The 24647-nt window shown below is 71.0% G+C and carries 24 protein-coding genes; 14 read left to right on the top strand and 10 right to left on the bottom strand.

Features of this window, described 5'->3' with window-relative positions:
* Window positions 1-21: 21 nt before the first annotated feature.
* On the top strand, window positions 22-1482 hold the full coding sequence (locus ACFYZL_RS34435) for an MFS transporter (RefSeq protein ID WP_384744512.1): 1461 nt from the start codon (window positions 22-24) through the stop codon (window positions 1480-1482).
* A 203-nt stretch (window positions 1483-1685) separates the two neighbouring features.
* Here the strand turns inward: ACFYZL_RS34435 and ACFYZL_RS34430 are convergent, their stop codons facing one another.
* The 4 genes from ACFYZL_RS34430 to ACFYZL_RS34415 all read right to left on the bottom strand — a co-directional run bounded on the left by ACFYZL_RS34430 (window position 1686) and on the right by ACFYZL_RS34415 (window position 6554).
* Window positions 1686-2396: a DsbA family oxidoreductase gene (locus ACFYZL_RS34430; RefSeq protein ID WP_384744514.1), complete on the bottom strand. Its 711-nt coding sequence runs from the start codon at window positions 2394-2396 to the stop codon at window positions 1686-1688.
* Window positions 2397-2493: 97 nt separating this feature from the next.
* On the bottom strand, window positions 2494-3156 hold the full coding sequence (locus tag ACFYZL_RS34425; protein ID WP_384744515.1) for a response regulator: 663 nt from the start codon (window positions 3154-3156) through the stop codon (window positions 2494-2496).
* A 1-nt stretch (window position 3157) separates the two neighbouring features.
* Window positions 3158-4336 (bottom strand): sensor histidine kinase, encoded by a 1179-nt coding sequence (locus ACFYZL_RS34420; RefSeq protein WP_384744517.1) that lies wholly within the window; start codon window positions 4334-4336, stop codon window positions 3158-3160.
* A gap of 4 nt (window positions 4337-4340) precedes the next feature.
* On the bottom strand, window positions 4341-6554 hold the full coding sequence (locus ACFYZL_RS34415; protein WP_388684466.1) for an MMPL family transporter: 2214 nt from the start codon (window positions 6552-6554) through the stop codon (window positions 4341-4343).
* Between the two features lie 183 nt (window positions 6555-6737).
* On the opposite strand from ACFYZL_RS34415, the gene ACFYZL_RS34410 reads away from it, so the two are divergent.
* The 6 genes from ACFYZL_RS34410 (at window position 6738) to ACFYZL_RS34385 (ending at window position 11772) form a co-directional block, all read left to right on the top strand.
* On the top strand, window positions 6738-7052 hold the full coding sequence (locus ACFYZL_RS34410; protein WP_384744520.1) for a hypothetical protein: 315 nt from the start codon (window positions 6738-6740) through the stop codon (window positions 7050-7052).
* A gap of 126 nt (window positions 7053-7178) precedes the next feature.
* Complete coding sequence (locus tag ACFYZL_RS34405; protein ID WP_388684463.1) at window positions 7179-8777, top strand: serine/threonine-protein kinase; 1599 nt, start codon at window positions 7179-7181, stop codon at window positions 8775-8777.
* Window positions 8778-8882: 105 nt separating this feature from the next.
* Entirely contained in the window at window positions 8883-9398 is a 516-nt protein-coding gene (locus ACFYZL_RS34400) for a hypothetical protein (RefSeq protein WP_384744524.1), read from the top strand.
* Window positions 9399-9572: 174 nt separating this feature from the next.
* Window positions 9573-9968 (top strand): GntR family transcriptional regulator, encoded by a 396-nt coding sequence (locus tag ACFYZL_RS34395; protein WP_384744526.1) that lies wholly within the window; start codon window positions 9573-9575, stop codon window positions 9966-9968.
* Window positions 9965-10852 carry an ABC transporter ATP-binding protein gene (locus ACFYZL_RS34390; RefSeq protein ID WP_388684461.1) on the top strand — a complete coding sequence of 296 codons (888 nt, stop codon included), beginning with the start codon at window positions 9965-9967 and terminating at the stop codon, window positions 10850-10852. Before ACFYZL_RS34395 ends, ACFYZL_RS34390 begins: the two co-directional genes overlap by 4 nt.
* Entirely contained in the window at window positions 10849-11772 is a 924-nt protein-coding gene (locus ACFYZL_RS34385) for an ABC transporter permease (RefSeq protein ID WP_384744529.1), read from the top strand. The genes ACFYZL_RS34390 and ACFYZL_RS34385 overlap by 4 nt, the downstream gene beginning before the upstream one ends.
* Window positions 11773-11860: 88 nt before the next feature.
* Here ACFYZL_RS34385 and ACFYZL_RS34380 read toward each other — a convergent pair whose 3' ends face one another.
* Entirely contained in the window at window positions 11861-13387 is a 1527-nt protein-coding gene (locus ACFYZL_RS34380; RefSeq protein WP_384744531.1) for an MFS transporter, read from the bottom strand.
* 149 nt (window positions 13388-13536) lie between these two features.
* Between ACFYZL_RS34380 and ACFYZL_RS34375 the strand changes: the two genes are divergently transcribed.
* Complete coding sequence (locus ACFYZL_RS34375) at window positions 13537-14292, top strand: TetR/AcrR family transcriptional regulator (RefSeq protein ID WP_384744532.1); 756 nt, start codon at window positions 13537-13539, stop codon at window positions 14290-14292.
* A gap of 3 nt (window positions 14293-14295) precedes the next feature.
* Here the strand turns inward: ACFYZL_RS34375 and ACFYZL_RS34370 are convergent, their stop codons facing one another.
* Complete coding sequence (locus ACFYZL_RS34370; RefSeq protein WP_384744533.1) at window positions 14296-14946, bottom strand: TetR/AcrR family transcriptional regulator C-terminal domain-containing protein; 651 nt, start codon at window positions 14944-14946, stop codon at window positions 14296-14298.
* Between the two features lie 72 nt (window positions 14947-15018).
* Here ACFYZL_RS34370 and ACFYZL_RS34365 point away from each other — a divergent pair, with 72 nt between their 5' ends.
* Window positions 15019-16425, top strand: coding sequence for an FAD-dependent oxidoreductase (locus ACFYZL_RS34365; RefSeq protein WP_384744535.1), 1407 nt, complete (start codon window positions 15019-15021; stop codon window positions 16423-16425).
* Between the two features lie 4 nt (window positions 16426-16429).
* On the opposite strand, the gene ACFYZL_RS34360 is transcribed toward ACFYZL_RS34365, so the two are convergent.
* Both ACFYZL_RS34360 and ACFYZL_RS34355 read right to left on the bottom strand, forming a co-directional pair.
* On the bottom strand, window positions 16430-17470 hold the full coding sequence (locus ACFYZL_RS34360; protein WP_388684456.1) for a vWA domain-containing protein: 1041 nt from the start codon (window positions 17468-17470) through the stop codon (window positions 16430-16432).
* Window positions 17471-17576: 106 nt separating this feature from the next.
* The gene (locus tag ACFYZL_RS34355) at window positions 17577-18755 is read right to left on the bottom strand and encodes a serine hydrolase domain-containing protein (protein WP_384744537.1); all 1179 of its coding nucleotides are present in this window, start codon (window positions 18753-18755) and stop codon (window positions 17577-17579) included.
* A gap of 373 nt (window positions 18756-19128) precedes the next feature.
* On the opposite strand from ACFYZL_RS34355, the gene ACFYZL_RS34350 reads away from it, so the two are divergent.
* Window positions 19129-19374: a hypothetical protein gene (locus ACFYZL_RS34350; protein WP_384587050.1), complete on the top strand. Its 246-nt coding sequence runs from the start codon at window positions 19129-19131 to the stop codon at window positions 19372-19374.
* 69 nt (window positions 19375-19443) lie between these two features.
* Here the strand turns inward: ACFYZL_RS34350 and ACFYZL_RS34345 are convergent, their stop codons facing one another.
* Window positions 19444-19902 (bottom strand): MarR family winged helix-turn-helix transcriptional regulator, encoded by a 459-nt coding sequence (locus ACFYZL_RS34345; RefSeq protein WP_384744539.1) that lies wholly within the window; start codon window positions 19900-19902, stop codon window positions 19444-19446.
* 108 nt (window positions 19903-20010) lie between these two features.
* Between ACFYZL_RS34345 and ACFYZL_RS34340 the strand changes: the two genes are divergently transcribed.
* Both ACFYZL_RS34340 and ACFYZL_RS34335 read left to right on the top strand, forming a co-directional pair.
* A complete protein-coding gene (locus tag ACFYZL_RS34340; RefSeq protein WP_388684452.1) occupies window positions 20011-20631 on the top strand; it encodes an NAD(P)-dependent oxidoreductase in 621 nt (206 codons plus the stop codon).
* A gap of 121 nt (window positions 20632-20752) precedes the next feature.
* Window positions 20753-21544 (top strand): alpha/beta fold hydrolase, encoded by a 792-nt coding sequence (locus ACFYZL_RS34335; RefSeq protein ID WP_384744542.1) that lies wholly within the window; start codon window positions 20753-20755, stop codon window positions 21542-21544.
* A 39-nt stretch (window positions 21545-21583) separates the two neighbouring features.
* Here the strand turns inward: ACFYZL_RS34335 and ACFYZL_RS34330 are convergent, their stop codons facing one another.
* A complete protein-coding gene (locus ACFYZL_RS34330) occupies window positions 21584-21952 on the bottom strand; it encodes a VOC family protein (RefSeq protein ID WP_384744544.1) in 369 nt (122 codons plus the stop codon).
* Between the two features lie 553 nt (window positions 21953-22505).
* Between ACFYZL_RS34330 and ACFYZL_RS34325 the strand changes: the two genes are divergently transcribed.
* Both ACFYZL_RS34325 and ACFYZL_RS34320 read left to right on the top strand, forming a co-directional pair.
* Window positions 22506-23009: a tetratricopeptide repeat protein gene (locus ACFYZL_RS34325; protein ID WP_384744545.1), complete on the top strand. Its 504-nt coding sequence runs from the start codon at window positions 22506-22508 to the stop codon at window positions 23007-23009.
* A gap of 359 nt (window positions 23010-23368) precedes the next feature.
* Window positions 23369-24568: a cupin domain-containing protein gene (locus ACFYZL_RS34320; protein ID WP_384744546.1), complete on the top strand. Its 1200-nt coding sequence runs from the start codon at window positions 23369-23371 to the stop codon at window positions 24566-24568.
* Window positions 24569-24647 lie beyond the last annotated feature (79 nt).

Below are 24647 nucleotides of genomic sequence, written 5' to 3'. Positions count from 1 at the left end.
CAGTCACATCCAGGAGCCCTTATGACCACGGCAACGCCGGCGAAGAAGACGGGACTCGTCCTCTTCCTGCTGGCCTTCTCACAATTCATCATCAGCGTCGACTACAACATCGTGTACGTCGCGCTCCCCGACATCGGCGCGGACCTCGGATTCTCCGCCCAGTCCCTGCAGTGGGTCGTCTCCGCCTACGCCGTCGCCTTCGGCGGCATGCTGCTCTTCGGCGGCCGCGCGGTCGACCGCATCGGCGCCCGCCGCCTGCTCATGACGGGCCTGGGCCTCTACGCGGTCTCCTCGCTCGCCGGCGGTTTCGCCACCAACCAGGGCCTCCTGATCGGCGCCCGCCTCGTCCAGGGCATCGGCGGCGCGCTCCTCTTCCCGGCCGTCCTGGCCCTCATCGCCACCTCCTTCGAAGGCACGCAGCGCAACAAGGCGTTCGCCGCCTGGGGTTCGGCCGGTTCCCTCGGTCTCGCGGCCGGCGCGCTGCTCGGCGGTGTGCTGACCGACCTGGCGTCGTGGCGCTGGGTGTTCTTCATCAACATCCCGCTCGCCCTGATCATCCTGATCCCGGCCCCCAAGGCCATCCGCGCGGACGGTCCCGCCAACCTCAGCAAGGGCTTCGACGTCCCGGCGGCCCTGCTCTCCACCATCGGCGTCTCCGCCATCGTCACCGGCCTGGTCAGCGGCCCGGAGAAGGGCTGGTCCGACACGGTCACCCTCGGCTCGCTGATCGTCGGCGCGGTGCTGCTGATCGCGTTCTTCATCACCGAGGCCAAGACCCGCAACCCGCTCATGCCGCTGCGGCTGCTGAAGAACCGTCCGCTGGTCGTCGCCATGTCCGTGCTCTTCGTCTTCCAGACGGCACTCGCGGGCGCGTACTACGTCTTCACCACCTACGTGCAGCCCGTCCTCGGCTACAGCCCGATCCAGGCCGGCCTCGCCTTCCTGCCGCTGACCCTGGTCTCCATCATCGGAGCCGGCAAGCTCGCCCCGAAGTTCATGGAGCGCTTCGGCATGCGCGCCACCCTGTCGACCGGCATGGTCGTCAACGGCATCGGCATCGCCCTGACCATCTTCGGGATGTCCATCGACGGATCCTTCTACGCCCTGCTGCCCGGCTCCATCGTCTGGGGCGTCGGCGGCGGACTCGTCTTCGTCTCCGTCTTCGCCTCCGCCAGCTCCGGCGTCGGCCCGGAGGAGCAGGGCGTGGCCGGCGCCATGGCCTCCACCTCCCAGCAGATCGGCGGCGCCGTCGGCCTCGCCGTGCTGGTCGCCATCGCCAACTCCACCTTCTCCGGCACCTACGTCGACGCCGCCAAGACCGACATCCTGGAAGGCCTCCGGCTCGCCGGTCTGATCGGCGCCGGACTCCTGGTCCTGGGCGGCCTCCTGGCCCTCGCCCTGAAGAAGGACGCCCCCGCGGCGGCCGCCCCGGTCGAGGCCCCCGCCGAAGCCGTGGAACGGCAGCCGCAGCACGTCGGCTGACCCCGCCGAACCCCACGGAACACCCCCGGCGCCATGTGCCCCCGCCCCCACGGGCGGCACATGGCGCCGACGCCTGTCCGGGGCTCCGCCCCGCAAGCCTGTCCGGAGGGTCCGCCCCGCACCCCGCTCCTCAAACGCCGGAGGGGCCGGTTCTGCCGCGTGGCGACAGATCCGGCCCCTCCGGCGAAGCCGGGCCCGGCGGGTCAGTGCGGAACCGGGCAGCCGTCCGGCCCGCACGCGTGGGCGTCCGCTCCCGCCCCCACCACCTGCAGCGCGGGCCGGCTGCTCTCCCACGCCTGCGCGAGCGCCCGGCTGAACGCCTCGGCGGGCTGGGCACCGGAGATCCCGTACTTCCGGTCCAGCACGAAGAACGGAACGCCCTGCGCCCCGAGCTCGGCCGCCTCGCGCTCGTCGGACCGTACGTCCTCGGCGAAGGCCTTCGGATCGGCGAGGACCTTCCGGGCCGCGTCCGCGTCGAGCCCCGCCTCCACCGCGAGCTCGACCAGCCGCTCGTCGTCGAAGATGGAGCGCTCGTCGGCGAAGTTCGCCCGGTACAGCAGCCCCACCAGCTCGTGCTGACGACCCTGCGCCTTCGCGAAGTGCAACAGCCGGTGGATGTCGAAGGTGCCTCCGTGATCGCGGCCCATCACGTACGGCAGCCCCTCGCCGGCGGACTGCCGGGTGAGGTTCTTCTCGTTGGCCAGCGCCTGGGCCTCGCTCCACCCCTTGCCCTTCATCAGCACCTTGATGATGGGCTGGACATCGCCCTTGGCGCGCCCGGGCTCCAGCTCGAACGACCGGTGCACGACCTCGACCTCGTCCCGGTGCGGGAAGGCGGCCAGGGCCTTCTCGAACCGGGCCTGGGCGACGTAGCACCAGGGGCAGGTGATGTCCGACCAGATCTCAACACGCATGAGTACGGTCCCTTTCGGAATGCGGCATGTACGCATGTACGGGAGCGAAGACCACTCCTGCCCATCCAACTGGGAAAAACGGATGATCCTTCCCCTGTCAGCCACGCTCCGGACGGACCAGCAGCCCCAGCTCCATGGCGGTCACCACGGCGTGGGTGCGGTCACTGACGTCCAGCTTGGCGAAGACCCGCAGCAGATGGGTCTTGACCGTGGCCTCCGCGATCACCAGACGCTTGCCGATGTCCGAGTTGGACAGTCCGTCGGCCACGGCGCCCAGCACGTCGAGCTCGCGGGCGGTCAGCACCACCGGGTCGGGCCGCCGCATCCTGGCCACCAGCCGCTCCGCCACCCGGGGTGCCAGCACCGTCTCGCCGCGGGCCGCCGAACGGATCGCGTCCACGAGTTGCTCGCGGGTGGTGTCCTTCAGCAGGTAGCCGATGGCTCCGGCCTCGACGGCCCGCTCGATCTCCACGTCCGTGTCGTACGTGGTGAGGATCAGCACCCGGGTCGCGGCGGGACCGGCGACGATCTCGCAGGTGGCCGCGACCCCGTCCATCACGGGCATCCGCAGGTCGATCAGGGCCACGTCGGGGCGCAGGGCCGCGACGAGCTCCACCGCCTCCCGCCCGTTGTCGGCCTCGCCCACGACGACGATGCGGGGCTCGGGGGCGAGGAGCGCGACGACGCCGGCGCGCATCACCGTGTGGTCGTCCACCACCACGACGCGGATCCCGCTCTCGGCTCGGTCCGTCGTCTGCATCTCAGGGCTGTCCGTTCGTGTGGATGGTGGCGAGGACGCGGGTGCCGTCCCCGGGCGAGCTGGTGACCGTGAGGTCCCCGTCGAGCTCGGCGAGCCGCCTGCGCATGCCGTCGAGGCCGAAGCCCCGGGAATCCTCGACGACGAAGCCGCACCCGTCGTCGGTGATCTCCAGCTCGATGGCGTGCGGGTGCCGGGTGAGGACCACGCCCACCGTGGTGGCCGCGGCGTGCTTGCGTACGTTCGCCAGCGACTCCTGCGTGCACCGCAGCAGGGCGATCCGCGTCTGCTGGTCGCATTCCACGTCCGGCGCCAGCTCCGCCTCCACGGTCAACCCGGTGTCCTGGACGAACCGGTCCAGGGTCCGGCGCAGGGTCACCGCGACCGGTCGGGGGGCCAGGCCGCTCTGCGGGGCGGAACCCACCAGCACCCGGGCCTCGACGAAGTTCTCGCGGGCGGTCCGTTCGATGGAGACCAACTGCCGTACGGTCCGCTCCGGATCGGAGGCGACCGTCGAACGGGCCGCCTCCGCCAGCACGATGATGGAGGCGAAGCCCTGTGCCAGGGTGTCGTGGATCTCCCGCGCCATCCGCTCCCGCTCGTCCGCCGCGCCCTGCTGCCGATACGCCTCGGCCAGCCGGACCTGCGCACTCTCCAGTTCCGCGCCCAGCAACCCGGCCCGGGCGTCGCCGTCCGCCACGAGCCGATGGATCAGCAGGCCGATCAGGACCGAGGCCGCGTAACCGATGACGATGAAGACGATGTTGCCCGTCATGGACGCGTCGCCCCGCAGGCAGCTGCCGACGACCGTGCCCGCGGCGGCCGCCCCGCTGAGGACGATCGGGGCGCGGAAGCCGGTGGTGAAGAGCCAGAACTGGGGGAGGGAGACGATGAAGAGGGCGGCCCCGCCGCCCGGCAGGCCCCCCATGGCGCCCAGCCCGAGCGCGAGCAGGGCCAGGTAGGCGCGGGGACGCAAGAGCGGGTTGTCCGGAAAACGCCGTACGGCGGCGTGGCAGGAGGCGAGGACCGCCAGCAGGGCCAGGACCCCCCACTTCAGTGCTCCCGGGTCGTCCGCCACCGCGATGACCGAGGGGCCCAGCCCCAGCAGCGCCCATGCCGTGGTGTACCAGCCGTGGAGCTTGTCGACGTCCAACCGGACCGAGGACTGCGGCCGTTCGCTCATCGGATCAGCCTACGGTCGCCGGCCGACGTTCAGTCGAAGCCTGCGGCCGCACCTGGCGCACACCGCGCGACGGCCACCAGTTCCACTCGCCCAGCAGCAGCATCAGCGAGGGCAGGATCAGGATCCGGATCACGAAGGCGTCCAGCAGGACGGCGGCGGCGAGGGCGAAGCCGATCTGCTTCATCTCGATCAGGTGCAGTGCGGCGAAGCTCGCGAAGACGGTGACCATGACCACGGCCGCGCTGGTGACCACCCCGGCGGAGCTGCCGATGCCGTCCAGGACCGCCCGGCGGGTCGGGGCGCCGTTCACGGCGGCCTCCCGGATCCGGCTGATCACGAAGACCTGGTAGTCCATCGAGAGCCCGAACAGGATCACGAAGAGGAAGAGCGGCACCCGGGCCCCTATGGAACCGGTCGACTCGAAGGCGAGGATCCCCTCGGCCCATTCGTTCTGGAAGACCAGCACCAGCAGACCGAGCGAGGCGAAGGCGGAGAGCAGGTTGAGGACGATGCCGATCAGGCCGAGGACGACGGACCGGAAGGCCCACACGGTCATCCCGAAGGTGACGAGCAGCAGCGCGCCGACGATCAGCGGGAGCTTCTGCTTCTGGTGCGTCGGGTAGTCGGCGTTGCGGGCCACGTCGCCGGTGACGGCGGTCTCGGTGCCGGTGAGCTTCCCGACGGTGGCGGGGAGCAGCTCCGTACGCAGCTTCTTCAGGGAGGTGTGGGCCTCGGCGCTGCCGACGGGGTGGGCGACCGCCATCTCCAGCATGGTGATGCGCCCGTCGGGGGAGGTGCGCAGGAACGGCTTCCCGCTGATCGCGGGGTCCTCGGCAGCGGCGCGGCCGGCGAGCCCGGTGAGTGCGGCGGCCACTTCCCCGCGGCGGCCGGCGTCCGCCTTCACGAGGACCTGGTGCATCGAGTTCAGCTCGGGGTACGCGGCCATCGTCCGGTCGTAGGTCTGCATGGCACCGATGGCGCGGGAGTGGGTGTCGCGGCCCATCTCGGTGAGGTTCAGGTTCAGTACGGGCAGGGCGAGGGCGATCATCGCGAGGGTGGCCACGGCCAGGGTGGCGCCCGGGTGCTTCGCGGTGGGCCGCAGCACGGCCGCGGTGATCCGGCCGGCTCCGCTCATCGACTGCCCGACGCGCGGCGTACGGCCCTTGGCGGCGGCGCGGACCTCCTTGCGGGCCCGGCGGCGGTCGGCGCGCTCGCCGAGCTCGGCCAGCAGGGCGGGCAGCACGGTCAGCGAGCTGAGGACGGCGACCAAGGTGACGACGATGGCGCCGGTGGCGATCGAGGAGAAGATCACGTCGTCGGCGAGGAACAGGGTGGCGCTGGAGACGGCCACGGCCAGGCCCGAGACGACGACGGCGCGGCCCGAGGTGGCGGCGGCCAGCTCGACGACGGCCTGCGGCGTCAGACGTCCGCCCGCCCGCGCCCGCTCCTCACGTTCCCGCTTGAGGTAGAAGAGGGTGTAGTCCACGCCGACCGCCAGGCCGATCAGCAGGATCACGTTGGTGCCGACGCCGGCGTCCGGGAAGACGTGCGAGGCGAGCATCGACAGGCCGACCGCGGCGATGATCGAGGACAGCGCCAGCAGCAGCGGGACGAGGGCCATGGCGATGGAACCGAAGACGACCAGCAGGGTGATCAGGGTGACGGGCAGCGCGATGACCTCCGTCCGGGCCAGGTCGTCGCCGCGGAGCCCGTCGACGCCCTTGCTGATCGAGGGGGAGCCGACCTGCTCCACCCACAGCCCCGGATAGGCCTCCTGGACGGCCGCGGTCTGCGCCAGGAGCGCGTCCACGTGCTTCTTCGCGTCGAATTCGGCGCCTTTGACGGTGACGTCCACGCGTAACGCCGAGCCGTCGGAGGCGGGCACCGGGGCGCCGACCGCGGCCACCTCGGGAAGCGCGGCCATCCGGGCGCCGACGTCGCGGGCGGCGGCCTCGGCCAGGGCCGTGTCGAAGGAGCCGGCGCCGGGCCTGGCGTGGATCAACACCCGCTCCACGGGCCTCTGCTGGAGGCCGCCCTCGGCGGCGATGGCCTCGGCACGGCCCGCCTCGCCGATGCGGAAGTCCTCGCTGGTGGCGGGATTCGCGCCGATCGCGATGCCCGCCCCCAAGGAGAGGACGACGAAGAGGAGCCAGCCGGTGATCGCGCGCCACGGATTTCGGGCGCTCCACCGGGCCATCCACAAGGTGGGGTTCGTCATGAAGAACATGCTGGTCGCAGCGGGCGACACGACGACAGGCTCGACCGGTTGAACCTCGTGTCCACCGACCGGTGGACACGAGGGGCGCAGGGCGGCGAAGCCCCGCCAAGCCCTGTTGAACGCGTTCAGATTCTCTGGCAGCATGGGGGCCGTCAGAGCCTGCCACCCGGAGGTCAGCGCGCCATGGTCATCGCCCTTCTCGTCTTCCTGCTCCTGTGGGCGGTGGCCGCCACCCTCCCGGGCGTGATCGTGGGTTACGCGTTCGTCGCGATGAGCGGCAGGCTGTCGACGGGGGTCAGGATCCCGGCGCTGCTCCTCCTCTCCGCCGCCACCGCCGCGCTGTGGATGGGCGTGCTGGACCACGACGGCTTCTGGCGGGCGGCGCCGATGGGGCTGACGTTCCTCGCGACCCTGGCCTCGGGAGCCGGGTTCCTCGGGATCGAGGCCGCCAAGCGCCGTGCGCGCCGGTACGTCCACCGGCAGCGGCCGAGCTGGTAACCGCCCGCCGCGAACCGGTAAACCCGCAGGTCGCGCGGACCCTCCCGGAAGACCACCCTCCCCACACGCCGCTTAAAGTGACGTCTGATCAGTCCATCGGCTGATCGGGTGATCGGGGGGAGACCGATGAGCAGCACGACCCAGGTGTTCCGGCCACTGCACCCGGACGATCCGTCCGCCATGGCCGGCTACCGCCTCGCGGCCCGGCTCGGGGCGGGCGGCATGGGCCGGGTCTACCTGTCGCACACCCAGGGCGGCCGCCCGGTCGCCATCAAGGTGGTCCGCCCGGAACTGGCCGAGGACCCCGAGTTCCGGCGCCGGTTCCGCCGGGAGGTGGAAGCCGCCCGGCGGGTGCGGGGGGCCTACACCGCCGAGTTGATCGACGCCGACGCGGACGGCACCCCGCCCTGGCTCGCCACCCTGTACGTGCCCGGGCCCGCGCTCTCCGAGGCCGTGTCCCGCGGCGGACCGCTGCCCGTGCCCGCGGTGCTGTGGCTGATGGCGGGAGTGGCCGAGGCCCTCCAGGTCATCCACGCCGCCGGCGTCGTCCACCGCGACCTGAAGCCGTCGAACGTACTCCTGGCCGCCGACGGGCCCCGCGTCATCGACTTCGGCATCTCCCTCGCCTCCGGCGTCACCGCCTCCACCGCCATGGGCGCCACCATCGGCACGCCCCAGTACATGGCACCCGAACAGGCGGAGGCCGGTGAAGTCACCACCGCCACCGACGTCTTCGCCCTCGGCCAGACCGCGGCGTACGCGGCGCTGGGCGAGCCGCTCTACGGCTCCGGACCCGGGGTCAGCGTGCTGTTCCGCATCGTGCACTCCGCCCCCGACCTGTCCCGCCTGCCGGAGGAACTGCGCCCGATCATCGCCCGCTGCCTGGCCGCGGACCCGGAGGAACGAGCCACCCCGGCGGAGATCGTGGCATGGTGCCGGCGCCACCTGCCCGGTGACGCCGACGACGGACCGGCCGTCTGGCGGGAGTTCGCGGGCCCCGAGGTCTGCGTCCCGGCCCCGGTCCCGAACCCGACCGTGCAGCACACCTTCCCCCTGGTCTGGCGCCCGCCGCTGGAGCCCGAACCGCAGAGCCGGCTTCCCCGGGGCCGGCGTCGTACGGCACTGATCGCGGCGGCGGCGGTGACGGCCGGGGCCCTGCTCGTGACCGGCCTGGTGTGGGCCGTCAAGACAACGGCGGGCCCGCGCGGTGCGGAAGCGTCCACGTCGAAGCGGCACACGGCGCCCGCGTCCGCACCCGGGTCGACGTCGACCGGCCCGGCGGCCGGCGCGCCCGCACCGCAGCCCTCCGCCCCGGCGCCGAGCACCCCCGCACCGTCCGGGCCGCCCGCTCCCGTCCCCTACGCCGGCCTGGAGTTGGAAGAGGACAACTCGATCGCCATCAAGGAACCGGTGCGGCGTGCCGACCGTACGGGTGACCTCCACCTGACGTGCGACCACAGCCTGTGCGACCTGACGAGCGACACGAGCGTGATCACCCTGCTGGACTCCAAGGCGAGCGGCACCCTCGACACCTGCCGCAAGGACCTCGAACACGCCCACGAGCGAAAGGTCGCGATGTCCCTGGCAGCCTCCGGCAGCCAGTTCTGCGTCAAACACCCCTCGGGGGACATCGCGTTGTTCGTGCTCCAACTCAAGCAGATCATCCCGCTGAGCGAAGGGCCGCATTGGGTGACCGGCGACTTGACGATCTGGCGCGCCTCCTGACGCACCCCCTCTCGCGATCCGGGGGTGTCGGCGTGCGCTGTTAGGGTGGCATGCGCCCGTCAAGGCGGGCATTTTCAGCCACTGACACACCAACGGGGTTAGAACGTGAAGCTTCGCCATGTCCGCGCAATCGCCGTCTTCGGCATCGCCATCGTCGCCCTCACCGGAGCCCGCGGCTCCCACGGCGGCAGCTGCGGTGGCAGCAGCCACAGCTCCGGCTCGAGCTCCAGCGGCGGTTCCAGCGGCGGTTCCAGCGGTGGCAGCCACGACAGCAACAGCACCACCACCTCCGGCGGCACCTCGGTGACCGGCGGCTCCAGCAGCGCCAACAAGGCCGAACGCGACGTCCGCATCGACGCCTGCAAGCTGGACGCCACCGGCAAGAACCTGGTCGCCAAGCTCACCGTCACCAACAGCGGTTCGCTGGACTACACCTACAACATCACCATGAAGTTCCGCGGAAACGCCGGCTCGACCGCGACCCCCGCCCAGGCCCAGGTCACGAACCTCAAGGTCAAGGCGGGCGCGTCCCAGCAGGCCGAAGCCACGACGCCGTACACCGGCAAGGGCGACGGCAGCGAGTACAAGGAGTGCGTCGTCTCCACCGCGTCCCGCAGCTGACCCGTCCGGCCCTCCGGGGTCGAGCCGGAACAGTACGCACCGAAGCGACGGGCCCCCGCGACCGCGGGGGCCCGTTCGCGTGCCGGGCAGCCCGAGATCCGTGGCCTGTTGACAAGGGACCCACCCCTGCACCACCCTTTCACTACTTACCTAGTGAAAGGGTGGTGCTGTCTCGTGCTGGAATACCGCATCGACCGGCGCAGCGGCATCTCCACGTACCTGCAGATCGTCCAGCAGACCAAGCAGGCCCTGCGCATGGGCCTGTTGGAGCCGGGCGACAAACTGCCGACCGCGCGCGAGGTCGTGGAAGCCACCGCCATCAACCCCAACACCGTCCTCAAGGCCTACCGCGAGCTCGAACGCGAAGGCCTCGTCGAGGCGAAGCGGGGCCTGGGCACCTTCATCCGGAAGTCCCTGGGCAGCGGCACGGCCCCGGCCGACTCCCCGCTGTACGGCGAACTCGCCGACTGGGCGCGGCGGGCCCGCGCCGCCGGGCTGGAACGGGACGACGTGGCCGCGCTCTTCACATCCGTACTGGAACGACAATTCGAGGGGGACGGCGACGCATGACGCGAACCGTGATCGAGGCGGAAGGCCTCGGCAAACGCTACGGACGCCGAGGAGGCTGGGCGCTGCGCGACTGCTCCTTCCGGCTGCCCGAAGGCCGGGTCTGCGCGCTCGTCGGACCGAACGGCGCGGGAAAATCGACCCTGCTGATGCTCGCGGCCGGACTCGTCCTCCCCACGGAGGGCACGCTGCGCACGGCGCCGCGCGAGACCCTCGCCTACGTGGGCCAGGACAAGCCCCTCTACCCGCAGCTCACCGTCGACGAGACCCTGCGCATGGGCCGGGAGCTCAACCCCGGCCGCTGGGACGCCGAGACGGTGCAGCGGATCGTCGACGCCGGGGCACTCGCCCCGCACGCCAAGGTCCGTACGCTCTCCGGCGGCCAGCGCACCCGCGTCGCCCTGGCCCTGGCCCTCGGCAAGCGCCCCGACCTGCTCCTCCTCGACGAGCCGATGGCCGACCTCGACCCGCTCGCCCGGCACCAGCTCATGGGCACGCTGATGGCCGACGCCGCCGACAACGGCACCTCGGTGGTGATGTCCTCGCACATCCTCACCGAGCTGGAGGGCGCCTGCGACCACCTCCTCCTCGCCGACGGCGGCCGGATCCGCCTCTCCGGACCCATCGAAGAGGTCGGCGCGGCCCACCGGCTGCTCACCGGCCCCGCCGCCGCCTCCGCCGACCTCGCCGCGCACACCGTCGTCGAATCCCGTACGACGGGCCGTCAGATCACCGCACTCGTGCGACCGCGGGGCCCCGTCGACAGCGGGACCTGGCAGACGAGCCACCCCTCCCTGGAGGAACTCCTGCTCGCCCACCTCCGTTCCCCCGACGCCCCGCCGTTCGCCGCCGAGGACTCCCGGGTCACCGCGGAGGTGCGGGCATGAGCGCGCTCACGCTGAAGGGCCCGTACTGGGTCACGGTCCGCAGGCACCGGCGCGTCCTGTGGACGCTTCCCGCCCTCGTGGTGGCCGGCCTCGCCGCCGTCGTCGCCCTGCGCTCGTGGGCCGCCGACCCCCGCGACGGCTCGCTGGACCCGAACCACGGCTACAACCTGCTGCGGCTGTTCATGGAGTACGGGGGCCAGGGCCTGCTGTTCCTGCCGCTGCTGATCGGGGCCTTCGTGGCAGGCCCCATGACCGCCCGCGAGTGGGAGAGCGGCACCTGGCGCCTGGCCCTGACCCAGTCGTCCACCCCGAAGGCCTGGCTCGGCGCGAAGGTCCTCGTGGCCGCGACGGTCGCGGCGCTCGGCTCGGCCGCACTGGTCGGCGTCTACCGCCTCGGCTGGGCCCGGGTCTCCATGACCTACCGGTTCCACTGGGCCGACCGTGCGACGTACGAGGCCACCGGCCCCGTCCTCGTCGCGTACTGCCTGCTCGGCGTGGCCCTCGGAGTCCTCGTCGGCCGGCTGGTGCGACGCACCGTCGCCGCCATGGCGGTCACCGGTCTCCTCACGGGCCTGATCCTGCTGGTCATGGGCGCCCTGAGGTGGTCGCTCCTCCCCGTGGTGACCAACAGCGGACCCCTCTCCGGGAAATCCGGGTGGCTGATGCCGCGCGGTGCCCTCCCGATGGAGTCGGGCTTCCTCACCGCCTCGGGCGAGCGCCTGCCCCATGACGCCTGTTTCGAACGCAGCCGGAGCCTGAGCGACTGCCCGGCGGACATGAACATCACCGACCGGTACGCGGACTTCCACCCGGCCTCGCACTACTGGCCGACGCAGCTCGTCGAAACCTCCATCGTCCTGGCCCTGGCCGCCGCCGCCCTCTACGCCGCCTTCCGGCTCGTACGGGTCCACCGCGGCTGAACACCCACCCGGATCCGTCCGGGAAACGGCCGAGGCCGGCACCCTCTCGGGGTGCCGGCCTCGCGCCGTGGAACAGTCTTCGGGGAGATCAGGCGGCCGTCACGACCTCCTTCTCCGCTGCGGCACCCGCGGCCGGGGCCGCCGCGCCCTTCCCGCCCCGCATGACCACCAGGGCCAGCAGCGCGGCGGCCAGGACACCGATCGCGCTGACGGTCAGCGTGGTGGACATCGAGGCGGTGAAGGCGTCCTTCGCGGCCCGCACCAGACCCGCGTCGCCCTGGGCGACGGCCAGCGCCCCGCCGATCGACTGCTTGGCCTGCTCGGGGGAGCCGGCCGGCATCTCCGCCGAGAAGGTGGTGGTCAGCAGCGAGCCGAGGATGGCGATGCCGAGCGCGGTGCCGGCCTGCTGGATCGTGTCGTTCAGCGCGGAGCCGACGCCCGCCTTGTCGGCCGGGATCGTCGCCATCAGGGCGCCCACCGCCGCGGGCATCGCCAGGCCGGCGCCGAGGCCGAGCAGACCGAGGGAGACCGCCGGGACGGTGAAGCCGCTGTCGGCGCCGACGGTGGTCAGCAGGCCGAAGGAGGCGGCCATCAGGAGCATCCCGGACAGGATCAGCCACCGGAAGCCGGCCTTGGCGGAGAGCTTCGCGCCCACCCCGTTGCCGATCAGCGCGGCCACCGCCAGCGGCATGAAGGCCAGGCCGGCCTTGACGGGGGAGTACCCGAGCACCGACTGGAGGTACTGCGTGAGGACCAGCAGCAGACCGCCGTTGCCGATCTGGACCAGGGCCAGCGCGACCGAACCGCCGGTGAAGTCGCGGTGCTTGAAGAGGACCAGCGGCACCATCGGCGAGGCGGTGGTGTTCTCCCAGGCCACGAAGCCGGCCAGCGCGACGACGGCGACGGCGAGCGTGACCAGCCCGCGGCCCTGGAAGGCGCCGTGCTGCGGGATCTCGATGATCCACCAGACCAGGGCGGTCATGCCGACGGCGGAGAGGACGGCGCCCAGCGGGTCGGGCTTCTGCCAGGGGGCCTTGGACTCGGGCATCAGCAGCAGACCGGCCGCCACGGCCAGGACGACCACGGGCACGTTGATGAAGAAGATCGAGTGCCAGGAGAAGTGGTCGATCAGCGCACCGCCGAGGACCGGGCTGCCGACCAGGCCGAGCATCGACACCGAGCCCCAGGCCGCCATCGCCTTCGGGCGCTCCTCCTCGTCGAAGACCGTGATCAGGATCGACAGGGTGGACGGCATGATCAGCGCGCCGCCGATGCCCATGGCCGTGCGGACGGCTATGACCTCGCCCGGGGTGGTGCAGTACACCGCGGCCAGTGACGCCGCCCCGAAGAGCAGCAGACCGATGATCATCACCTTTCGGCGGCCGAACCGGTCACCGAGGCTTCCCGAGGTCAGCAGCAGACCGGCGAAGACCAGTACGTAGGAGTCGAGGATCCACTGGATCTGCTGGGGGCTCGCCCCGATGGACTCGGTCATGGCCGGCACGGCGACGGTCAGCGCCATGCTGTCGACCACCAGGACGAGCGTGCTGAGGCACAGCACGATCAGGATCCACCAGCGGTGCGGGCTGCGGGCCGGGGCCCCTGTGTCTGTCATCGGTCTGTCCTCTCCTCGTGCGCACACTGTTCCGCTCGGTGCGCACACTGTTCCGGGCGTTGCGAACACCGTACGCGTATGCGCACACTGTTCGCAACCCTTGAACCATGTACGCTGAATGCGCACGCCGTACGCAAAGGAGAGAGCCGATGGCCGCCGAGACGAAGCCGCAGCCCATTCCCTCCGTCTGGACCCGCCGCCCGCGCGAGGCGGACCAGCCCGCACTGTCCCGGGACGCGATCGTCCGGGAGGCGATCGTGATGCTGGACGCCGAGGGCATCGAGGCCCTGAGCATGCGAAAGCTGGCCGCCCGGCTGAACGCCGGAGCGACCTCCCTGTACCGCCACGTCGCCACCAAGGACGAGCTGATGGAGCTCGCCGTGGACGAGGTCTTCGGGGAGATGGCCGTGCCGCCCGTCGGCTCCGCCGACTGGCGGACCTCGGCCGCCGAGGCCGCGGCGGCCTTCCGCGCGACGGCCCTGCGCCACCCGTGGCTCTCCTCGGTGCTGGGCCAGGCCGGCCTGGCCTACCTCGGCCCCAACCTGATGTCGTACTCCAGCCGGCTCGCGACCCTGTTCGTCGAGGCGGGCTTCCCCGAACCCCCGCGGGCGATCGAATCCCTGCTCGCGTACGTGATCGGCATGAGCACCACCGAAGCGGCCTGGCTGACGACGGTGGCGCGGTCGGGCGAGACGGAAGCCGGCTTCATCGCCCGCCTGATGCCGGCCGCCCAGCAGGCGGCCGAGGGGCACGACCACCTCACCGACTCCTACGCCGCGGCCGCGACCGAGGTGTCCGCGTCCGACCCGGCCGCCATGCGCGACGCCAAGTTCGCCTACGGCCTGGAGGTCGTGCTCGACGGCCTGGCCCTGCGCCTCCCGGCCGGCGCCCCGCCCGCCGAGTAGGGCTCACCCCACCCGATAGCGGGCCTCGATGCCCGCGATCACGAGCGCCAGACCCTCCTCGAACCCCTCGTCGTAGTTCTGGAAGAGGTCGGCCCCGGCGGTCGCGGCGAGCGGGAACCCGTCCATGCGGGCGGCGCGCTCGTCGACGTCGTAGCCCTCCCGGCGCTCGCCCGGGAGGGGCTCGACGCCCTGCTCCTCGGTGACGAACCCGAGGGTGAAGAAGTACGCGGTCGTCGTCGCCCGCACCGCCTGCGGCAGCGTGAAGCCCGCCCCCGTGAGCGCGGCGAGGTTCTCCTCCATCTGCACCGCGTGCTCGATGCCCGTGAAACGGGTGCCGCTGAAGACCTTGGCGCCGTCGCGGTAGCCGAGCAGCGCCGCGCGCAGGCCGCGGTTGCCGGCCGTGAGCCGTTCCTGCCAGGTGGCGCCCGCCGCGATGTCCGAGCCCGCGACCATCCTGCGGTACATCTCGGTGGCCATCTCGTCGAGCAGCTCCTGTTTGCCCTGGAAATGCCAGTACAGGGCCGGTGCCTGCACCTCCAGGTCCTTCGCGATCGCCCGCAGCGTCAGGCCCTCCAGGCCCACTTCGTTGAGCAGCCGCAGCGCCGTGTCCACGACCTGCTTCTTGTCGAGCCTGGGAGATCTGCGCGCCGTCACGCTTGACAGCTTAACACCGTTAAGTGCATCCTCCGGGAAGCGGCAACTTAACAGCGTTAAGGAGAAGCGGACATGATCATCGAACGAGACGTACTGATCGTCGGCGCGGGCCCCACCGGCCTCACGCTCGCCGTGGACCTGGCCCGCCGAGGGGTGCGCGCCCTCGTCGTGGAGCGGGCCGACGGCCTCTTCCCCGGCTCCCGCGGCAAGGGCATCCAGCCCCGCACCCAGGAGGTCTTCGACGACCTCGGCGTGGGCGAGGCGATCCGGGCGGCCGGCGGTCCCTACCCGGTCGGCATGATCTGGCAGGACGGCCGGCGCCTGGGCGAACACCGGATGTTCGACGAGTCGGACGAGGGCGGCGCGGACTCCGCCCACCGCGAGCCCTGGATGGTGCCCCAGTGGCGCACCCAGGAGATCCTCGCCGCCCGCCTCGCGGAACTGGGCGGCGACATCGCCTTCGCTCGCGAGCTGGTGACCCTGGATCAGGACGAGGACGGCGTGACGGCCGGCTTCACCTCGGGCCCGCCGGTCCGCGCCCGATACGCCGTCGCCGCCGACGGCGGCCGTTCCACCGTCCGCCGCATCCTCGGCATCGCCATGACCGGCGAGACCGTGGACCCGAACCCGATGCTCGTCGCCGACGTCCGCATCGACGGCCTCGACCGCGACAACTGGCACGTCTTCCCGCCCGTGGGCGACACCGGATTCCTCGCGATCTGCCCCCTCGCCGGGACGGAGGACTTCCAACTGGTGGCCCAGTTCCCCCAGGGCACCGCCATCACCCCCTCCCTCGCCACGATCCGCGAGGTGGTGGCGGCACGCTCCCACCTCTCACCCGACGCCGTGACCGCCATGAGCTGGGCCTCGGACTTCCGCCCCAGGGCCGCCCTGGCCGACCGCTTCCGCGAAGGCCGTGTCTTCCTCGCCGGAGACGCCGCACACGTCCACTCGCCCGCCGGCGGCCAAGGGCTCAACACCAGCGTCCAGGACGCCTACAACCTCGGATGGAAGCTGGGCGCCGTACTGCACGGCCGGGCACCCGAATCCCTCCTCGACACCTATGAGGAGGAGCGCCTGCCCATCGCCGCGGACATGCTGGGCCTCTCCACCCGGATCCACCGCGGCGAAGCCCGCCGCGGCGCGGCCACCCGGCAACTGGACCTCAACTACCGGGGCTCCTCCCTCGCCGTGGAAACCCGCACGGACCTCCCCACGGGCGCCCTCCGCGCAGGCGACCGAGCCCCGGACGGTTCCCCCGCCACCCGCCTCTTCGACGAGTTCCGCGGCCCGCACTGGACCCTCCTGGCCATCGGCCCCGCCTCCTCGGCCGAGCTCCCCCCGCTGCACACCGTCCGCCTCCCCTCCTACGAGCCCTACGGCGACGGCCTCTTCCTCATCCGCCCCGACGGCTACATCGGCTGGGCGGGCGACTCCCCGGCCGGCATCACCCCGTACCTCGCCCACGCCGGCCTCTGAGGCCTCAGATCATCAACAGCAGCCGCGTGTTCGGCACCAGCTTCCGGTTCACGCTGGTGCTCTGCACGAAGATCGTGAAGTCGTCGTTGTGGTCCGGCTTGACGCGCGCCTCCGCGTCCGGCAGCCCGAGCAGGGCACGGGCCTCCGGCCCCGTGTACACCCGGTCCGTCTTCTTCTCCAGCACCGCGATCTGCTTCCGCGCCTGGATCTTCTCGGACTTGCTCAGCTGATAGAAAGCACAGCCGGTGCGATAAGTGTGACCGCACTCGACGACCCATTCGCGTATCGAGGCGTCCCGGGCCACCGGAATCAGCTGGTATTCCGAAGGCTTCACGGCGGTGAGACCGGCGGCCTTGATGGTGTCCTTGTTGACCGCGTCCGCGCCGGTGGAGAAAACGGCACGCGATCCCCGGATTCCCTGGCTGCGGCCCACCATGAATTTCTCGGTGGCCTGCCGAATGACCTGTCCGGCCTCTTCCAGACCCTGCGTGCTCGTGGCGTCCCAGATGGCGATGTTGTCCTTCGGGAAACCGCACTGCATGGCCTCGCGCTTGCCCATCTGGTCCGGCACGAGGACCGCGAGGGTCCAGTTGTCCTCCTGCGTCTCGAACATCTTGGCCACGGCCTGCACCAGCTGCCGCGGGTTCCGGCTGAAGGCCTCCGGGCTGCGATGACTCGCGTTCTCCTGCCCGTCCGTCAGCACGAACGTCAGGAAGCTGTGGTCGCCGTACAACTGCGCCGTCTGCGCCAGCTCCCGCTGCGACTTCAGCGTGGCCGCCAGCAGGGCCGTCATTCCCCCGACCCGGTACAACTGCTTCAGGGACGGCATGCGCAGCACGTCCTTGTCGTAGATGACGCATTCCACGTCCTGCGCGAAGACGTAGACCGTGACCCGGGTTTCCTGGTCCAATTCCTGCGACCGGCGGGCCAGATAGGCGATCTGCTGGTCCGCGACCTCGATGACCTTGCCACTCAGGTGCGACATGGACGAACTGGCGTCCAGCACGAGGGCAACGTGGTTGATGTAATTCTGGCTTCCGGACATGGCGGCTCCCCCTCCTCCGGATTTCTCCGAATCGATACTCGAATCCTCGCACCCACCACTGACAATCGACCTGACGGCCGCGGGGCTCACCGGTCCTTCGCGGGGCTCACCGCTCCTTGAGGAGCGCGCAGGCGAAGTCCTCCTGGACCGTCCGGAGCCGGGCGAGCAGCGCGGGCTTCATGCCCTTGCTGGTCTGGGTGTTGATGGAGAACGTGAGAGACCGGGTGCCGTCGGGGCTGGTGGCGGCGAGCTGCGTGTAGCCGGGGAAGTTGCCGGTGTGACCGTAGAGCACGCCACAGCGGGTCGTGTACTGGAAGATCGCGAGGCCGGCGGCGTTCGTACCGGGACCTGCCGGCTCGGAGGAATCGCCGGGGCGGAAGGTCAGTTGCTCCTTGCGGGTCTTCTCCGACAGCAGCGCGGGACCGCCGTACGCGCGGATGAAGGCGCCCAGCTCCCCGGGCGTGGACACGATGCCGCCGGAGGCCCACACCCCCGAGGTGCCGACGGCCTCGCTGATGTCCTCGGGCTCGGCCGGCGGGGTCACGTCGTAGCCGTGCAGGAACGGACGCGGAAGCCGGTACCCCAGCGGCAGACTGGTCTGCCGCAACCCGACGGGCCGGTACACCAGCTCCCGCAGCAACTCCTCGTACCGCCGCCCGGTCACGGCCTCGGCCATCAACGCGACGGCGATGTTGTCGGAGTTGGAGTACTCGTACAGAACACCCGGACGGAAGAGCAGCGGATCCCCGGCGACGAAGTCCAGCAGCGTCCGCGGGTCGAACACGTGGCGCGGATCGGCCTGCAGGATCCTCAGGAACTCGGGATCGGCCGAGTAGTCCGGCAGCCCGCTGGTGTGCTGGAGCAGCTGCCGCAGGGTCACCGCGTGCCAGGCGGCCGGCTGGGCCGGCAGCACTTCGCCGATCGTGTCGTCGAGGGAGAGCCGCCCCTGGTCCACGAGCCGGAGCGCGACGGCCCCACTGAACGCCTTCGCGATGCTCGCGATGCGCATGTGGTCGTCCGGATCCGGCCGCCGACCGGTGGCGACGTCCCCGACCCCGGCGGTGTACACCTCGCTCCGTCCGCCCCTGGTCAGTACGGCGATCACCCCGGGCGGGCCGTCGTCCTGAGCGACGAGCCGTTCGAGCTGCCGCTGCAGGTGCCCGTCGCGCTCGGGATTCCCGCCGACCGCGTGCGCGGGCTGCAAGAGCGCCCCGACCGCGGCGGCGGCGAGCGTGACGGCGGACAGTCCGCCGCGGCAACGGCGTACGGAGGCGCGGTTGGGCACGGTTGTCTCCAAAGGAGCAGAGGGGCGGCCGATGAACGAAGGCCTGAACGTGAGGCGGTGGACCTTTCCGGTCAGAGCACTAGCAGCCGCGCGGGCCGCCGGTGCCCGCGACGCGCGTGGCCGGGGGCCGGTCGGCTGACACCACGTCCCCCGCGCCGGGCGTGTCGTGTGCGCCGAACCCGCGCTCGGCCCTTCGGCCACGGCGCCGCTCGACACGGGTGACCAGCGGTAAGCCGCTCGTATGACCTTTCCCCGGAGAGGGGTTCTGTCCTGCCATTGGAGTGAAGGGCCGTTCCCCGTCGCCGGGACGTGATGTTGAACGGGGCACACGCACACGCACTTTCCCGGCGTGTGATCGAGTTATAGGAGAATCATGCGTATTCGCTCTGCTCTCACGTCCTCTGTCCTGGCCGCGGGCATCCTGCTCGGCGGTGCGGGTGCGGCTCTGGCCGACGACGGCGTCGAGATCGGCAGCTTCTCGGGCGGCCACTCGCAGTTCGCCCGCACCTGTGAGTCGCTCGCGTCGATTCCGGCGGTCGTCGGCCCGGTCTACACCTCGAAGTGCGCCGCCGAGGGCGAGAAGGAGTGGGCCGACGCGGCTCACCTGGGCGCCAACTGACGACCGGCGCGGTCTGACGGGGCGGTCGACCGGACACGTCGACCGCCCCCGACCACTCGGGGGCTCCGACTACGGCCTCGGCCGGGAATCCCCCGTCGCACCCGTCTTGGCCAGCAGCTCGTGGAGGAGCTCCTGCTCCTCCCGGGAGAGCCGCGCCAGAGGGGACCGGGTGTCCACGGCGTGCACGAGCCTCGCACGCGCCCGGACCCCTTGCGGCGTCAGGGTGATCACCTTGATCCGCCGGTCCACCGACGACGCCTGACGCCGGGTGAGCCCGCGTTCCCCGAGGCGGTCGGTGAGGAACGTGACGGTGGAGGGGTCGCAGCCCAGCGTCGCGGCCAGCGCGCGCATGGAAGGCGGCGGAACCGCCGGGTCGAGGTGCCACATCACCTGGGCGAGCGCCTCGGTGAGGTCCAACTCCCCCAACAGCTCGGCGAAGGCCGCGCTCGTGCGCGTGGCGAGCGCGTGGATCTGCTTGAAGATGGCGTGGCTGAGCGGCTCGTCGCGTTCATCGGGAATCACGGGCACGCCCCGACTGTACGTGGCACCCCAAACCCTTGAAGAATCCAAGCGTTTCCCCAATGCTTGGAGAGTCCAAGCAACCGCGCCGCCGCATCGGCAGACGGAGGCAGACTCGTGCACCTGGCCGTTTTCGGCGCCACCGGTCATACGGGCCGTCACCTGGTCGACCAGGCCCTGGACTCCGGACACCACGTCACCGCGCTCGCCCGGGACCCGGCCAAGCTCCCCGCCCGCGCACGTCTGCGCGTCATCGAAGGCGACGTCCGCGACGCGGAGCCGGTGGCACGGACCGTCGCGGGTGCGGACGCCGTCATCAGCGCGCTGGGTCAACGCCGTTGGGGGACCACCGTCTGCGCCGACGCGATGCGCACCGTCCTGCCGGCGATGGCCGCCCACGACGTGCGCCGGCTGATCGCCCTCGGCAACCACGGCACGGGCGACAGCCGCCACCCCGGCATCTACACCACCGCCGTGTGGATCGCGATCCGATCCATCATGCGCGACAAGGAACGGATGGAGCGGCTCATCCGGGCCGGCGACACGGCCTGGACCATCGTCCGCCCGGCCGCCCTCACCGAAGGCCCCCGCACCGCGCGTTACCGCACCGGAGCCGACCTCCGCCTCACCTTCGCCTCGAAGGTCGCCTTCGCCGACGTCGCCGACTTCATGCTCGCGCAGCTCACCACCGACGAGCACGTACGCGAAGCGCTGTCGATCGGCCCCGCGGTCCACTGACGCACCATCCGCCGACGGGTATTCATACAACCGTATTGAACAACCGTCTTACACGTGCGTATAGTCAACCTCGTTCGCAGGAACGCCACCCAGCCGCCCGAACCGAGGGAGTAGCACCGTCATGACCGTCCAGCCCACCCGCGCCACCCTGACCGTCGACGGCCGCACCCTCTCCTACCTCGACTTCGGCGGCACCGGCCGCCCCCTCGTGGCCCTGCACGGCCACCTCTCCGAGGGCGCCTCCTTCACCGCCCTCGCCGCCGCCCTCGGCCCCGAATGGCGGGTGATCGCCCCCGACCAGCGCGGCCACGGCGACTCCGACAGGGCCCCCGAATACACCCGCGCCGGCTACGTCGCCGACCTCCTCGCCCTCGTCGATCACCTCGGCATCGACCGCGCCGTCTTCCTCGGCCACTCCCTCGGCGCGTTCAACGCCGTCCACCTCGCCGCCGAACACCCCGACCTGGTCGAGGCCCTGATCAGCGTCGACACCGCCGTGGACCTCCCCGACCACGGCACCAGCCCCCTCGCCTTCGTCCTCGGCTTCCCCTACACCGCACCCACCCGCGAGGAACTGGCCGCCGCCTGCGGCCCCCTCGCCGCCGCCCTCGGCCCCGTACTGCGCCCGCTCCCCGGTGACGCCGGCTGGCGGCTGCCGTTCCACCCGCAGGACACCGTCGACTCCGAGAACCTCGTCCACGGCGACCACTGGAAGCAGTGGCTCGCCACCGACTGCCCCGCGCTCCTGATCCACGGCCTGCGCAGTCAGGTCCTCCCCGCGGACCAGGCCCACGCCATGTGCACCGAGCGCCCCGGCACGCTCTACCGCTCCCTGGACACCGACCACTTCGTCCAGCAGGCCGACCCGGAAGGCTTCGCCGCCACGGTCCGCGCCTTCCTCGAGAACGTCTGAAGGCCACCCCGCCCTGGCTGCGGCGGCGGGGGTACGGAGTCAGCCCCTGACGATGCAGAAGGGATGACCGGCCGGATCGGTGAGGACCCGCCACCTGTCCTCATGGGGCTGGTGATCCGCCTTGCCCGCGCCCAACTCCAGCAACCGGGCCTCCGCTTCGTCCAGGTCCGCGACGTCGAAGCAGAGGTGAAGTTGCTGGGGAACGGCCTGATCGGGCCAGCTCGGCGCCCGGTGGTCGTCGACCCGTTGAAAGCCGATGAGGAGTCCGTCCTCACGGTTGAGACCGGCGAAGTCGGCGTCCGACTTCGGGTGGGGCTCAAGGCCGGTGGCCTGCTGGTAGAACGCGGCCAGAGCCAGTGGATCAGGGCAGTCCAGTGTTATCGCGCTCAACTTCATCTGCACGGGCATGACACCTCCGCGTCGGTTCCGTTCCATTACTCCAGTCCCGGACACTGCGGGACGTGTGTGTACGGCATCTGTATAGCCTGGCGAATCACCCTCCGGTTCTGCTGGGGCGAGGACGAGGACGAGGGGGCAGTCCGCCACGGCGAGTCGGCGGCCGACCCCCGGGCGCGGGAACGGAGCACAGGACCCCGGCCCCCGCGGGGTGTTCAACTGCGCCGCTGGATCAGTTGAACGCGCGTTGACCCGCGGCGAATTCCTCGGCATTCTTCTGCCACTGCCGGGAAGCATCCCGGCGGAAATGCACAGGCAGAAGGGAAGTGAATCTCATGGAGAACGTCGACTTCGACGACATCGAGTTCATCGAGACCGCCGAGGAGCTCCTCGCCACCTCGTACTACAAGAACATCCAGTAATTGTTCCTGTAGTAATGCCTGCGTGAAGGGCGGCGTCGATCCGGACGCCGCCCCTTCGCGTTGCACGGGTGAAATCCGGACAGGTTCGCCCCGGACCTCGAACGGGATTGTGAAGAGCGGTGCGGAAGTGGGAGGCTGTCGAAATGACGACGACTGAAGCGGTATGGGAAGAGCGTGTGGCCGCGCTCTGGGAAGAGTTGGACGACCACAAGGAGGAGGAGTTCGTCGCCCGCGTGGAGGCCTTGGCCGCGGAACTCCCCGACAGGGACCCGCGGGGCCTGTTCGAGCGCGCCTGCGCCCATGACTCCACCGGCCATTCCGACCTCGCGGCCCCCCTCTACCGCGAGGCCCTGGCCACCGGCCTGACGGGCGTGCGGCGCCGGCGCGCCGTCATCCAGATGGCCAGTTCGATCCGCAACCTCGGCCGGGCCGAGGAGAGCGTCGCGCTGCTGGAGGCCGAGCGGGCCGAGGGATCGGACCTGCTCGACGACGCCGTCGTCGGCTTCCTGGCCCTGGCACTCGCCGACACCGGCCGCGAACGCGAGGCGCTGTCGCTCGCCCTCACCGCGCTCGCCCGGCACCTGCCGCGCTACAACCGCTCGCTGGCCAACTACGCGGGCGACCTCCTGCCGCAGCCGCAGCCGTAACCGCCCGTTCCCGAACGCCGAATGGCGGCCCCGACCACAGGTCGGGGCCGCCTTTTCGTTTCCGTTCAACTGCGCCGAAGCCCGTGCAGTTGAACGACGTTGACCCTCCCGATACCCCCGGGCATTCTTTTCTCATCGCCGGGGAGAACCCCGGCGGTCGGAAAAGAAACGAAGGGAAGTGAATCTCATGGAGAACGTCGACTTCGACGACATCGAGTTCATCGAGACGGCCGAGGAGCTGCTCGCCACCTCCTACTACAAGAACATCCAGTAATTGTTCTTGAAGTAGCGCTGTGGCGGAGGGCGGCGCCGCAAGGCGCCGCCCCTCCCCGCGGCCCGATTCTTTCGAGGAGCTCGGTATGGCGAACTACGCATTCGCAGATCTGGTGGGGGACGAGCAGGTCTTCTTCGCCGAATACTTCAACAAGAAGCCCATGCTGCGGAAGAACGCCGTGCCGGGAGACCCGCGCGACATCCTCTCGCACCGCAAGCTGGACGAGCTGGTCAACCTGGAGGTCGTCCGGCCGCCCTACATCAAGGTCAACCTGGGGGGCAACGGGGTCCCGGAGCAGGGCTACACCCGCAACGTCGTCGTCCAGGGCCAGACCATCACCGACGTGGTCGACCCCGAGAAGATCTACGAGCTGTTCCGGGCCGGCGCCACCGTCACCTGGTGCTCGCTCAACCAGATCGTGCCGGGCCTGCGCGACTTCACCCGGGTCATCAGCGAGCGCATGGCCGTGCGCACCGACTCGGTCGCGTTCCTGACGCCCACCGGGAAGAAGGGCTACCCGCCCCACCACGACCCGGTCGACCTGTTCATCGTCCAGCTCGAGGGCACCAAGCACTGGAAGCTGTGGAACCCGCCGGCGGAACGACTGGGCGACAACGCGCAGTACACCCTCGAAGGACTGGGCGAGCCGGAGATCGAGGTCTCGCTCCAGCCCGGCGACGTCCTCTACCTCCCCTACGGCACCCCGCACGCCGCCGCCGCGGAGGGCAAGGCCTCGCTGCACCTGTCCGTCATGATGCGCCCGCGCATGTGGAAGGACCTGCTGCGCCAGACCGTCGAGGAGCTCATCACCGCCGCCGACGCGGACGAGTTCAACGCGTACCCCTACATCGGGGAACTGCGTTCGCCCGAGGTGGAGACCGGCTACGCCGAGAAGATCGCCGCCCTCGCGGCGCGCCTGCAGAGCGTGGCCGCCGGCGCCGAACTGGACCGGCTCGCCGACCTCGGCCGGCACATGGAAGGCAGCTCCTCGGGCAACACCTTCCAGTCCATCGCCGACATGGACGAACTCGGCCCCGACGCCCGCCTCAAGCGGGGCAGCGCCCCCCTGGAATTCGGCGCCAGCGACAACGGCCGGACCCAGATGACCGTCAACGGTCACAAGATCGCGGTACCCACACCGATCGCCGAAACCCTGGCCGCGCTCGGCCCGGACGCGTCGATCGCGGCGTCCCTCATCTTCCCGGGAGTGGACGCGCTCCGTTCGACGAAGGCCGCGCAAGGACTCACCCGGCTGGGTGTGTTCGAACTGGCCGCGGCCGGATGACGAGCTGCCGGTACCGGACGTGACCCGTCGCGGACCACCGGACCATCCCCCCGGTGGTCCGCGACGGGCGTCCCCGTGC

Origin of the sequence: Streptomyces sp. NPDC001717, assembly GCF_042892775.1 — a bacterium.
GTDB lineage: Bacteria > Actinomycetota > Actinomycetes > Streptomycetales > Streptomycetaceae > Streptomyces.
The sequence above is the reverse complement of the archived record's forward strand: the minus strand, read 5'-3'. Positions and strand labels throughout refer to the sequence as shown.